The 14,496-nt window shown below is 63.0% G+C and carries 2 protein-coding genes (1 of these 2 cut by a window edge); both read right to left on the bottom strand.

Annotation, left to right across the window (positions count from 1 at the left end):
• Positions 1-2,176: the start of a non-ribosomal peptide synthase/polyketide synthase gene (locus tag EL257_RS09225; RefSeq protein WP_126361856.1), read on the bottom strand. 11,324 nt of this gene lie to the left of the window's left edge; only the first 2,176 of its 13,500 coding nucleotides appear in the window; it begins with the start codon at positions 2,174-2,176; its stop codon lies beyond the left edge, outside the window.
• The gene (locus EL257_RS09220; protein ID WP_126361854.1) at positions 2,176-14,496 is read right to left on the bottom strand and encodes a non-ribosomal peptide synthetase; all 12,321 of its coding nucleotides are present in this window, start codon (positions 14,494-14,496) and stop codon (positions 2,176-2,178) included. Before EL257_RS09220 ends, EL257_RS09225 begins: the two co-directional genes overlap by 1 nt.

Here is a 14,496-nt window from a genome sequence, read left to right as displayed (position 1 = left end):
CCACACAGGCACCGGCGAGCAGCGGGCCATAGATTTCCAGGCCAAAAATATCGAACGAGAACGTGGTCAGCGACAGCATGCGGTCGGTCGCCGCAATGCCTGGCTGCCGGCTCATGCTCGCGACAAAATTGCTCAGCGCCGCATGGCGAACCATCACGCCTTTGGGTTTGCCGGTGGAGCCGGAGGTGTAGATCGTGTATGCCAGGTGCTCGGCGTTCACCGCGACGTTCGGCGCGGTGTGTGGATAAGCCGCCAGCCACGCACTCGGCTGGTCCAGCAACAGGGTTTGCACGTCCGCCGGGATCGGCAATTGCGCCTGCAGATGAGCCTGGGTCAGCAGTATTTGCAGACCGCTGTCCTCGATCATGTAGGCCAGGCGATCCTCTGGATACGCCGGGTCCAGCGGCACATAGGCGCCGCCAGCCTTGAGGATCGCCAGCAGGCCGACGATCATTTCAACGCTGCGTTCAACGGCGATGCCGACCAGTCGATCCGGGCAGACGCCGGCCTCGATCAGCCGGTGCGCCAGTTGGTTCGAGCGGGCATCCAGCTCGCCGTAACTCAGCACCTCGTCGCCAATGATCAGCGCCGTGGCCTGCGGATTTCGCTGTGCCTGCGCGGCGAAATCCAGCTGCACGCATTCGGCCTGCGCGCTGTGATCGGCAACGCGCATCCAGTCCTGCAACAATACGCCGTGTTCGGCACTTTCCAGCAGCGGCAATTCGCCGACACGCTGGGTTGGCGCGGCAACGATGCCCTGCAACAGGTTCTGCCAGTGACGGGCCAGGCGCTCAACGGTTTGCGCCGTGAACAGATCGGTGGCGTAGCTCAGCTCGGCGGCAAGACCGTCATTCGATTCATAGGTATTCAAGGTCAGGTCGAACTGCGCGGTGCGCCCTTCCCACTGCACATCCTCGACGCTCAGCTGCGGCAGTTGTACCGCGCCGCGGCCCTGATCACGGCGGGTCTGGTGGTTGAACATCACCTGAAACACCGGGCTGTGACTGAGGCTGCGTTCCGGTTGCAGGGCTTCGATCAATTGCTCGAACGGCAGATCCTGATGCGCCTGAGCCGCCATCGCCGCTTGCTTGACCTGAGCCAGCAATTGGTTGAACGGCAATTGCCCGTCGACCTCGGCATTCAGCACTTGGGTGTTGACGAAGAAACCGATCAGGCCTTCAGTCTCGACCCGGTTGCGGTTGGCCGTTGGCACGCCCACACGAATCTGCGCCTGGCCGCTGTAGCGATGCAGCAACGCCTGGAACGAGGCCAGCAAGACCATGAACAGGCTCGCACCTTCGCGCTGGGCCAATTGTTTGAGGGCATCGCCAAGGGCGGTCGGCAGGTTCAGCTCAAGGCGCGCACCGCGCAGGCTTTGCATGGCCGGGCGCGGGAAATCGATCGGCAACTCCAGCACCGGCTGCTCGCCGTCCAGTGTCTTGATCCAGTACGCCAGTTGCCGTTCGCGCTCGCCTGCTTCCAGCCAGTGACGTTGCCAGATCGCGTAGTCGGCGTATTGCACATCGAGCTCCGGCAGCGCCAGTGGCTGCCCGGCGGTGTCGGCGGCGTAATGCTGGATCAACTCATCGACCAGCACTTTGATCGACCAGCCATCGGAAATGATGTGGTGCTGGATCAGCACCAGTACATGATCGTCTGGCGCGATTTTCAGCAATGCCACGCGCAGCAGCGGGCCTTGTTGCAGATTGAACGGGCGCGCCGTTTCGTTTTCGACAAACGCCTTGATCGCCGCCTCTTCGCCAGTGGCGTCGAGGTCTGTCGGCAGCGCAGCCAAGGTGATGGTCAGCGACAATTGCGGATGAATCACCTGGCAGAAGGTTTCACCGTGCTCGGCAAACGTGGTGCGCAGACTTTCGTGGCGCGCGACCACTGCATTGAAGCTGCGCTCCAGCGCCGCGACATCCAGTTGCCCCTTGAGGCGCAAGGCACTGGGAATGTGATACGCGCTGCTGTGCGGGTCCATTTGCCAAAGGAACAGTTGGCGCTCCTGAGCGTACGACAGAGGAATCGCCGCAAACCCGGAACGTGTTTCCGGGATCGGCAGATTGGCCGGAGAGACGCCCTCTTCGAGCATCTTCTCCAGGTACAGTTTGCGTTTGTCCAGCGGCAGAGTGATAAAGCGCTTGGCAACCCTCAAAGCAACACTCTTGTCCATCAGACTTCCTCCATATCGTCAAGCAGGGCTTCCAGCTTGCTCAGTTTCTGTTCGTTGATTGCCCCGCCTCCTGTATCGAGTCGAGCGACAAAATCGCTCAGGACGGGGTGCTGGAATAACAGTTGCGGGGTCAGCGTCAGGCCCAGTTCAAGAGCCATGCGCGACACCACGTTGACCGCCAGCAGCGAGTGCCCGCCCAGTTCGAAGAAGTGATCACTCAGACCAATGCGTTCAACCTCGAGCACTTGCTGCCAGATCGCCGCGACCTGTTGCTCAAGCTCACTCTGCGGCGCGACATAGGCGGCCTGCATCTGGCTGGCATCGACCGCGGGCAGGGCCTTGCGGTCGAGTTTGCCGTTGGGGGTCAGTGGCAACTGTTCAAGGAACAACAGGTGCGCGGGAATCATGTAGTCAGGTAACGAAGACTTGAGGCCAGTCTTTAGTCCGTCGCGCAATTGCCGCTGCGCTGCGTCGTCATCCCGATCCAGTGCCGGCGCGACCACGTAGGCCACCAGTTGCGCACCGCCCTCCCCCTCAACGGCAAGCACCGCCGCTTCACTGACCGCCGGTTGGCCGAGCAATCGCGCCTCGATCTCCCCCAGTTCGATGCGGAAGCCACGAATTTTCACCTGATGGTCGATCCGGCCCATGTACTCGAGTTCGCCTTGTTCGCGCTGGCGAATCAGGTCGCCGGTGCGGTACAGGCGCTCGCCGTTGCCGACGAACGGATTCGGTACGAAGCGCTCGGCGGTCAGCGCGGCGCGTCCCAGATAACCGCGAGTGATGCCGGCGCCAGACAGGTACAGCTCAGCCGACACCCCTGACGGCACCGCATGCAGATCGGCGTCGAGCAGATGGCTGGCGCTGTGCTCGAGGACGCGACCGATGCGTGGCTGGCCATTGGCGCGGCGGCGGGTCCAGGTTGAGTAAGTGGTGTCTTCCGACGGGCCGTACAGGTCGTAGACATGCTCGACCGTCGCCTGCTGATACAGCGCGTCGACCAACCCTTGCTTGAGTGGCTCGCCGGCCAGATTGATGATGCGCACGCTCGGCGGAATCTGTCCGGCGCGTTGCAGCGCAGCGATCGCCGATGGCACCGTGTTGATCAGGCGCACCTGATCTCGCGCCGGCAGGTTCGGCAGCTCCAGCGCATTGCGCGCGATGATCAGCGAGCCGCCATTGGCCAGAGTGACGAACAGCTCCCACACCGACAGGTCGAAACACACCGAAGTCGAGGCCAATACGCCTTGGATATCGTCGCGGCTGTAGACTTTGGCCGACCAGTCGATCAGCGCCATGACATTGCGATGGGCAATCGCCACGCCTTTCGGTTTGCCGGTGGAGCCCGAGGTGTAGATCACGTAGGCCAGGTTGTCCGGTGCGACGGATGTTTGCGGTGCGCTGTGCGGATAATCCCTCAGCGACACCTGATCGAGCAGCAGCACGTGGGTTGCGCTTGGCACGTGCAATGTCGCAGCGACCGCCTGCTCAGTGAGCAACACGCGCGCACGGCTGTCTTCAAGCATGTAGGCGACGCGCTCAGCCGGATAGTCCGGATCCAGCGGCACATAAGCGCCACCGGCCTTGAGCACCGCCAGCAATGCGATCAGCAACTGCTCGGAACGTGGCATCGCTACGCCGACGCGCACTTCCGGGCCGACACCAAGTTCGATCAGTTGGTGCGCCAGACGATTGGCCTGCGCATCCAGTTCGGCGTAAGTCAGTTGCAACGCGCCGAAGGTCACCGCCGGTGCATCCGGCGCTGTCGCCACCTGATGGGCAATTGCCTGATGAATGCACTGCTCGGTATCAAAGCGGGAATCGATTGGCGGTGCGACGTCGATCAACTGCAACTCGCCCAGCGAACGCTCACCCGGCTCGGCCATCTGCTCGAGCAGACGCTGCAGAGTAGCGCCCAATTGCGTCACGCTTTCCGCGGTGAAACTGTCGCGCTGATAACTGAAATGCACCGACAACTGCGCGCCCATGCTCACCAACAAGGTCAGCGGGTAATTGGTCTGCTCTTGATTGGCCACCGCGCCAAAGCGCAGCCCTTGCGGCGCGCCGCGTTCCAGAGCTTCGCCAATCGGGTAGTTTTCGAACACCATCAAACTGTCGAACAGCGCCTCGCCACCCTGCCCGGCCCAGCGCTGAATGTCCGCCAGCGGCGTGTGTTCGAACTCGCGTGACGCCAGATTCTGCGCCTGCACCGCTTGCAGCCAACTGGCCAGACTCTGATGCGATTGCGGCGCGGCGACCACCGGCAGGGTGTTGATGAACAGCCCGATCTGCGCTTCGGCCCCCGGCAGATCCGCCGGGCGCCCGGCTACCGTCGCACCGAACGCCACCCGGTCCTTGCCGGTAAAACGCTGCAAGAGCAACAGCCACGCGGCTTGCACCAGCGTGTTGACGGTGACTTTCGAGGCCCGGGCGAATTCACCCAGACGTGCGCTCAGATCGGCGTCCAGTACGTGGTGATGATCGCCGTAACCGACGCTCGGTAAATCATCGTGTGGCCGCGCAATCACATTCGCCAGGCGCGTCGGTTGATCCAGATTGCCCAATGTCGACAGCCAGTAATGCTCAGCGGCCGTCGCGTCCTGACCCTGTAACCAAGCGATGTAATCGCGATAGCGACCCACCGGGCGCGGCACCTCTTCGCCGCGATAATGCTGCAAGACTTCGCCGAGCAACTGCGCGCTGCTCCAGCCATCCATGAGGATGTGATGGTTGGTGTAGATCAGGTGATGACGATCAGTTGCAGTGCGCACCAGCACCAAACGCAGCAGTGGCGCACAGGTCAGGTCGAGGCCCAATGCGCGTTCTTCAGAGGCGAGAGTTTGCAGCGCCGCGTGCAGATCGGCCTTGCCGTTCCAGTCGAGGACGCTGAACGGCACTTCTACCTGCCGCTGCACCACTTGCACCGGTTGCGGCAAGTCGCCTTGCCAGAAGAACCCGGTGCGCAAAATGTCATGGGCACCCACCACCGCTTGCCAGGCGGCGCGGAAACGCTGTGGATCGACACCATCGACGTCCAGGCGCATCTGATTGATGTAGTCGCCACTGCCCTGTTCGAGCAGCGAATGGAACAACATGCCCTGCTGCATCGGCGACAGCGGGTAAATGTCATCGATGCCTTGCGGCTCCAGCACCAGCGCATCCAGTTGCGCTTGTGACAGTCGCGCCAACGGGAAGTCCGACGGCGTCACGCCACGGTTGTTGGCATCGCAGCAGTGGCCGATCAGCGCCGTCAGTTCCTGCACATAATCATCGGCCAGACGCTGGATGGTCGCGGCATCGAACATCGCAGCGCTGTAAGTCCAGCTCAGATCCAGCTCGCCGCCGAAGACTTTGCCGTTCAGCGCCAGTGGGTTGCCGAGCGGCCCCTGCAGATTGACTTCAGCACCAGCGGATTCACCAGTCGGCGCGAACAACGCCTGGTCCGCTTGGGCAAAACTGCCGTCGAACTGGCCCAGGTAGTTGAACGTCAGGCGCGGTGCCGGCAGCCCGCGCAATGCTTCGCGCGCCGGCGCATCGCCCAGATGCGCGAGTGCACCGAAGCCGAGGCCTTTGTGCGGTATCGCGCGCAATTGTTCCTTGACCTGTTTGAGCGACGCCCCCCGGTCAGCGGCTGGCGAAAGCCGTGCCGGGAACACGCTGGTGAACCAGCCCACGGTGCGGGTGAGATCGACGCTGTCGAACAGATCTTCACGGCCATGGCCTTCCAGCAGCACCAGCGCATGGTCGCCGCCGGTCCAGCGCACCATCACCCGCGCCAATGCCGTCAACAGCACATCGTTGACTTGCGTGCGATAGGCTGCGGGCGCCTCTTGCAGCAACTGGCGGGTCAGGTTCTGATCCAGTTTGCTGCGGATCGTCGCTGCTTGGTCGTGTTGCTGCCCGCCATCGGCATGGTCGTACGGCAACGCTGCCGACGCGCCCTGCAACTGCTGCTGCCAAAAGCCCAGTTCGGCCTGCAACGCAGGCGTCGCGGCATATTCCTGCAAAGCCGCCGCCCACGTTTTGACCGCACTGGTCTTGGCCGGCAATTGCACAGCGTTACCGGCAACAATCTGCCGATAAGCGTTCTGCAGGTCTTCGAACAGGATCCGCCACGACACGCCATCGACCACCAGGTGATGAACGATCAGCAGCAAGCGTTGAGTGCCGTCCGCCAGGTTCGCCAGCACCGCGCGAACCAACGAGCCACCGCTCAATTGCAGGCTGCGCTGCGCCTTGTCACCCAGCGCCTCGAGGGCAGCAAGATCAGCGACCTCGACCTGCCACAGAATGGTCTCGCCCGCCTGCGTGGCAACATCACGGTATTGCGCGATCCAACCGTCAGCCTGCTCGACAAACTCCAGACGCAGGCTGTCGTGATGCAGCAGCAACGCGTCCAGCGCCTGTTCCAGCACCTGCGCATCCAGCGTCTGCGTCGGCTTGAGCATCACCGACTGGTTCCAGTGGTGACGATCAGGAATCGCTTGCGCAAAAAATTCCTGATGAATCGGCAACAGCGCTGTGCTGCCGGTCACCGGCCGCTGGTCGATCTGTTGCAGCGCTTCGCCGGTCTGCGCGACCACCGCCAGCGCGGCGATGGTCTGGTGCTGGAACAGGTCTTTCGGCGTGAAGCGAATCCCGGCCTGCCGGGCGCGGCTGACCACCTGGATGGAAATGATCGAGTCGCCGCCCAGTTCGAAGAAGTTGTCGCTGCTGCCGACCTGTTCCAGCTTGAGCACGTCTTGCCAGATCGTTGCCAGTTGCCGCTCCAGCTCGGTTTGCGGCGCGACGTAAGCCTGTTGCAATTGGCTGACGTCCGGTTTCGGCAGGTTCTTGCGATCGAGTTTGCCGTTCGGTGTCAGCGGCAGACGCTGCAGTCGCAGCACATACGCCGGCACCATATGCGCTGGCAACGTCGCCTGAAGTTGCGCACGCAGCTCATCGGTGAAGTCGGTGCGCGTCGTATCGCTGACGACATAGGCCACCAGACGCTTGCCGCTGCCGGCGCTGCCTTCCTGCGCCACCACCACCGCTTCGCGCACGCCGTCGAGGGCTTGCAGCGCCGCTTCGACTTCACCCAACTCGATGCGGAAACCGCGGATCTTCACCTGATTGTCGATGCGATCGAGGTAATCGAATGTGCCGTCGACACGCTGACGCACCAGGTCGCCGGTGCGATAAAGCAAGCCGCCGGTGCTGCTGAACGGATCAGCGACGAAGCGCTCGGCGGTCAGCCCCGGACGGTTCAGATAACCGCGCGCCAGCCCGGTGCCACCGAGGTACAGCTCACCGGCCATGCCTTGCGGCAGCAGGTTCAGATCGGCATCCAGCACATAGGCGCTGCGATCGCCGATGCGACTGCCGATCGGCGCGTAGGCAGCGCCGCACGACACTTCGCGTCCGGCCTTCCAGATCAGCGGGGTGACCACGGTTTCGGTCGGGCCGTAGCCGTTGATGATGTAGTCCGGATCGAGAGCGCGTTTGACCCGCTCGAAACTGGCGTTCGGCACCGCATCGCCGCCGAAGCAATAGATACGTACCTTCGGCGGATGGCCGACGCGCTCGGCGTGTTCGGCGAGTTGTTGCAGGTACACCGGCGGGAAGGCGACCACGGTCACGCCGTGTTCGATCATCGCGTTATAGGTCTGCTCCGGCGTCCACAGGGTGTCGTCGCGAATCAGCAGCGAGGCGCCGTGGGTCAGGCTGGTCAGCCAGCGCTCATGGGCACCGTCGAAGGCGAACGACATGAAATGGAATTCGCAGTCGCTGTCACGCATTTCATAGCGCTCACCGATGGCCTGGCAATGCATCGCCAGCGGGCCATGGGCGACGCTGACGCCTTTCGGGTTACCGGTGGAGCCGGAGGTGTAAATCACGTACGCCAGATTGTCCGGATCGACTTGCACCGTCGGCGCCGTGATCGGCAATTCGCGCAAGTCGAGACGGTCGAGTTCCAGCAACGGCACCGACTCGGCAAGCGGTAATTGCGCCGATACCGACGAGTCGCTGATCAGCAGCGCCAGCCCGGAATCCTCGATCAGATAGGCCAGGCGCTCGCGCGGGTAACTGGTGTCCAGCGGCACATAAGCGCCGCCCGCCTTGAGCACGGCCAGCAGCGCGACAATCACCGCTTCGCTGCGCGGCAAGGCCACGCCGACGCGGGTTTCTGCGCCGACGCCACGGGCGATCAGCGCATGAGCGAGTTGATTGGCACGCTGGTCGATTTCGCCATAGCTGAAGTGCTGGCCGTTGAAAATCACCGCCGTGCGTTGCGGACGTTCGGCGGCCAACGCGGCGATGCGCTGGTGCACGCCGAGATCGATCGGATACGGCTGCGGCTGATTGTCGGCTTGCTGGCGTGCCTGTTCCGCAGCGCTGGCCAAGGCAATTTCGCCGAGGTTGCGTTCGGCGGACACGGCGAACTGCTCAAGCAATTGCAGCAGGTGCGCACTGATATCAGCGATGACCGCGCCGGCGAATTGGCTGCGATCGTAGCTGAAGTGCAAGGCCAATTGCGCGCCGAGGGTCACCGCGACGCTCAATGCATAGTGGGTCTGTTCAAAGTTGCCGACTTCACCGAATGTCAGCCCTTGCCCGGCCTGGTTCAGCGCTTGGGCAATCGGGTAGTTTTCGAACACCAGAATGTTGTCGAACAGCGCTTCACCGCCCTGCCCGGCCCAACGCTGGATATCGGCCAGCGGCGTATGCTCGAAATCACGCAGGCTGAGGTTTTGCGCCTGTACGGCTTGCAGCCATTGGCCAACGGTCTGATCCGGACGCGGCGCGCCGATCACCGGCAAGGTGTTGATGAACAGACCGACCTGTTGCTCGATGCCTGGCAGATCCGCCGGACGCCCGGCCACGGTCGCGCCGAATGCCACCGCTTCATGTCCGGTATAGCGTTGCAGCAACAACAGCCATGCCGCTTGCACCAAGGTGTTGACGGTGACTTTCTGCCGGCGCGCGAAATGTTCCAGCGCCTGCGTGCCCGGCACGTCCAGGGTCAGGTAGTGATCGCCGTGGCCGCTGCCGCTCTCATTAGCGGTGGCCGCGCGCGCCAGTCGGGTCGGCTCCTGCAGCGCGGCCAACTGAGCGCTCCAGAAATCCTCACTCAGCGCTGCGTCCTGTCGTTGCAGCCAGGCGATGTAATCGCGATATCGCCCGCCGCCATTCGTTGGCGTGCGACCGCTGTAGCGCTGCAACACTTCGCCGAGCAACTGCGAGTTACTCCAGCCGTCCATGAGGATGTGGTGATGGGTGTAAATAAGGTGCCATTGCGCGGCGCCGGTCTGCACCAGCAGTAGCCGCAACAGCGGTGCACGGGTCAGATCGAAACCTTGCTGACGCTCGGCCTCGGCCAGCGCCGCGAGCGCTGTGGCGTGGTCGTCGCGCTCACGCCAGTCGAGCGTGGTGAACGGCAATTGCACGTGCTTGTGGACAATCTGCAGCGGCTGCGCCAACTCACCCTGCCAGATGAAACCGCTGCGCAGAATGTCCTGCGCGTCGACCGTGGCTTGCCACGCGGCGCGGAACCGCTCAGGGTCAAGGCCTTGCACATCGACACGCAACTGATTGATGTACTCGCCTGCCGCTTGCTCGTAGAGGGTGTGAAACAGCAGCCCCTGCTGCATCGGCGACAACGGATACACATCGTCGAGCTGACCGGCCGGCACCGGCAACGCGTCCAGTTGCGCCTGGCTCACGCGAGCCAGCGGGAAGTCCGATGGCGTCGCTTGCGCGGCGGGCAGATTGCAGCAGTGGTCGATCAGTGCGTGCAGCTCGCTGGCGTAATCGTCCACCAGTTGCTGCACGGTCGAACGGTCGAACATCTCGCGGCTGAATCCCCAGCTCATCGACAGTTCGCCGCCATACACCTGACTTTCGACGGTCAGCCAGTTCGCCAGCGGTGCCGTCGGATCCTGTGCGACGCCGCTGGTTTCGGCGGACGGCACGAACAGCGCCGCGTCGTCGAACTGACGGTCGAACTGGCCGAGGTAGTTGAAGGTGATGCGTGGCGGCGTCAGCTCAGCCAGTTCGGCGCGCACCGATGGCGCCGCCAGATAACGCAGCACGCCGTAGCCCAGACCTTTGTCCGGCACTGCACGCAGTTGCTCCTTGATTGCCTTGATCGAACCGTCGAGATCGTCGGCAGCGCTCAGATTGACCGGGAACAGGCTGGTGAACCAACCCACCGTGCGACTCAGGTCGATGTCCTCGAACAGGTCTTCGCGGCCGTGCCCTTCGAGTTCGATCAACGTGCTCGGCTGCTGACTCCAGCGACTGACAGTGCGTGCCAGCGCAGTCAGCAGCAAATCGTTGACCTGCGTGCGATACGCCGCCGGGGCCTGTTGCAGCAACTGGCGGGTTCGCTCGGCGTCGAGGCGCCATTCGATTTTTTCGCCATCGGCGTTGCGCCGGCTGCCCTGCGGACGCTCGCAAGGCAAATCCTTTGCGCCGTAATGCTGGGCTTTCCAGTAAGCAACTTGTTCGTCGAAACGCGATGCGTCGCTGGCAAGACGTGCCGTCCAGCGCTGGAACGCGCTGGTTTTGCTCGGCAACTGAACGCCGCCGCCCGCCGACAATTGTTCATAGGCCTGCTGCAGATCTTCAAGCAACACCCGCCAGGACACGCCATCCACCGCCAAGTGATGAACGATCAACGCCAGACGCTGAGTGCCATCGGCCAGCGTCACCAGCATGGCGCGCAGCAGCGGGCCGTTCTTCAGGTCGAGGCTGCGTTGCGCGTCGTTGCACAGCGCAGTCAGTTGCTCGGCGGACTCGGCGTCGCGCAGCCACAGGTCTGCACTTTCAACCACGGGGCTGTGGCTTTGCTGCCAACCGTCGGCAGCCTCGACAAAACGCAGGCGCAAGGCGTCGTGATGATTGATGACTTGCGTGAGCGCCGCATCGAGCCACTGCGCGTTCAAGCTGTCGCGCGGGGTCAGCAGCAGCGATTGGTTCCAGTGTTGCCGCAGCGGCATGGCGCGGCTGAAAAAATCCTGCTGAATGGGCCCGAGAATGGCGTCACCGGTCACCGGCGCCTGATCGACCGCCGTCTGCTGTTCCAGGGTCGCCACCTGCGCCAGGCTGCGCACAGTTTGGTACTGGAACAGGTCGCGCGGGCTGATGCGAATCCCGGCCTGCCGTGCCCGGCTGACCACCTGAATCGAAATGATCGAGTCGCCACCGAGTTCGAAGAAGTTGTCCTCCAGGCCGACGCGTTCGAGACCGAGCACATCTTCCCAGATCGCCGCCAGCGCTTTTTGCAGGGCATCTTTGGGTGCCACGAAGGCTTGCTGAGGCGCCGCGTCCGGTTGCGGCAAGGCTTTGCGGTCAAGTTTGCCGTTGGCGGTGACCGGCAGCTTGGCCAGGGTCATCAGGTAAGTCGGCACCATGAATTCCGGCAGGCTGCCGAGCAGCCACGCCTTGACGTCCTGCTGCCATTGCTCGTCCGGCTGCGAATTTTCCAGCACCAGATAAGCCACCAGATGTTTGCCGCCCTGCACCAGCACCACCGCTTCGCGCACCAGCGAATGCTGGATCAGGCGGGTTTCGATTTCGCCGAGTTCAATGCGCAAACCGCGCAGTTTGACTTGGTGGTCGAGGCGACCGAGGTATTCGATCACACCGTCGGCACGCTGTCGCACACGGTCACCGGTGCGGTACAGGCGCGCGCCGTCATGGAACGGGCACGGCACGAAGCGCTCAGCCGTCAGCGCCGGACGCTGGTGATAACTGCGCGCCAGCCCCGCACCACCGAGGTACAGTTCGCCGGCCACGCCACTCGGCACCGGCAGCAGCTCGGCGTCAAGAACATGGGTGCGCAGGTTGGCGATCGGCCGGCCGATCGGCACGCTGTCCGCGCCTTCATCAACGCAAGTCCAATGGGTCACGTCGATGGCCGCTTCGGTCGGGCCGTAGAGGTTGTAGAGCGCGGCGTTCGGCAGCTTGGCGAAGACTTGGTTCTGCGCGTCCAGTGGCAGTGCCTCACCGCTGCAAACGATACGTTTGAGGCCGACACAGCTTTCGACGCCCGTCTCATGAATGAACGCCTGCAGCATCGACGGCACAAAGTGCAGCGTGCTGATCCCGTAGCGATTGATCGTATCGATGAGCTGCAGCGGATCGCGGTGCACGCCCGGCGCGGCGACCACCAACCGCGCACCGGTCAGCAGCGGCCAGAAGAATTCCCATACCGAGACGTCGAAACTGAACGGGGTTTTCTGCAACACCGAATCGCTGGCGTGCAGCCCGTAGGCGTCCTGCATCCAGCACAAACGGTTGACCAGCGCCGCGTGGCTGTTACCGGCGCCCTTCGGTTTGCCGGTTGAGCCGGAGGTGTAAATCACATAAGCCAGATTCAGTGGATCAACACTGATCTCCAGCCGAGTGTCGCTAAACTCGTCGAGCAAACCTGGCTGATCGAGGGTGATGACTTTCACCCCGCCAGTCGGCAGCGACGGCAGCAACTCAGACTGGGTCAGCAGCAAAGTGATGCCGCTGTCCTCGATCATGTACGCCAGACGCTCCTGCGGGTATTCCGGGTCCAGCGGCACATACGCACCGCCCGCCTTGAGGATCGCCAGTAGCGCGACGACCATTTCCACCGAACGCAGCGCACAAACGCCGACCAGACTGTCGGCGCGCACGCCGTGGTCGTGCAGCAGACGGGCGAGACGGTTGGCTTGGGCATCCAGTTCGGCATAGCTCAGGGTCTGCTCGCCGAATACCAGCGCCGGCGCGTGCGGCGTGCGCATGACCTGCGCTTCGATCAGTTGGTGGAGCGGCGTTTCGCTCGGATACGCCGCGCGAACGTTATTCCACTCATGCACCAGCGTGTGCTGCTCATCGGCCTCCAGCAACGGCAATTCGCCGATGCGCTGCGACGGATCGGCGACCATCGCCGCGAGCAGACGCAACCAGTGACGGGCCATGCGTTCGATGGTCGGGGCATCGAATAGGTCGCTGGCGTAAGTCAGCGCGGCGTGCAGCTTGCCGCCCTTCTCGTAGGTATCCAGGGTCAGGTCGAATTGGGTGGTACGGCTTTGCCAGTCGAGGCTATTGAGCACGAGGCCCGAAGCGGTGCTGAGCGCGGCGATATCGGCGACTTGCGGCTGGTGGTTGTACATCACCTGGAACAGCGGCGTGTGACTGAGACTGCGTTCCAGTTTCAGCGCTTCGACCAGTTGCTCGAAGGGCAGATCCTGATGCGCCTGCGCACCTAGCGCGGTGTCCTTGATCGCGCGCAGTAGATCATCAACGCGGGTTTGCCCATCCAGTTGCGTACGCAGCACTTGAGTGTTGACGAAGAAACCGATCAGCCCTTCGATTTCAGCCCGGTTGCGGTTGGCAATCGGCACGCCGACGCGCAGGTCGGTCTGGCCGGTATAGCGATGCAGCAGCGCGTTGAAGGCGCCGAGCAAAAACATGAACAGGGTGACTTGATGCTGCTGCGCCGTGTTGCGCAATTGTTCGGCCAGTTGCTCGTCGACGGCGAACTCGTAGCGCGTGCCGCGATAGCTCGGCATCGCCGGCCGCGAGTGGTCCAGCGGCAACTCCAGCACCGGATGTTCGTCGCCCAATTGCGCCTGCCAGTATTCGAGCTGACGCGCCTGCTCGCCCGCTTCCAGCCAGCGCCGTTGCCACAGGGCGTAGTCGCTGTACTGGATCGGCAGCGCGGGCAATTGCGGCGGCTGACCGGCATCGAAGGCGTCGTAGCAACGAATGAACTCGTCAATCAACACGTTCATCGACCAGCCATCGGAGACGATGTGATGCAAAGTCAGCAGCAGGACGTGTTCCTGCTCGGCGAGTTTGAGCAAGGTCACGCGCAACAGCGGGCCGACAGCCAGATCGAACGGCAGCACCGATTGTTGCTCGGCGGCATTGACCACGGCCTGCTCACGCTCGCTGGCCGGCAACGCACTGAAGTCTTGGTGGCGAATCAGCAGCGGCGCACTGGTTGGCACTTGCAGCAGACTCTCGTCAGCCTGGCGCTGGAACACGGTGCGCAGGGTTTCGTGGCGCTCGACCAGGCTGGCGAAAGCTCGCTCCAGCGCATCCAGATTCAACCGGCCATTGAGTCGCACCGCGCCGGGCAGATTGTAGGCGCCGCCCTGCGGATCGAGCTGCCACAAAAACCACATCCGTTGCTGGGCGTAAGACAGCGCCTGCCGATCCTCGGCCTCAACCCCGGCCGGAATCGGAAACCGCGAAAAATCCACCCCTTCCCTCTGCAGGGCGGCGAGGAACATCTGGCGTTTTTCCAGGGGCAACCCGATAAACCGGCGAGCGAGTTTCAGGGAGTCTTCTGCATTCAT

Origin of the sequence: Pseudomonas fluorescens (genome assembly GCF_900636825.1) — a bacterium.
Taxonomy (GTDB): domain Bacteria; phylum Pseudomonadota; class Gammaproteobacteria; order Pseudomonadales; family Pseudomonadaceae; genus Aquipseudomonas; species Aquipseudomonas fluorescens_BG.
This window is presented reverse-complemented; position numbering and strand designations above follow the sequence as displayed.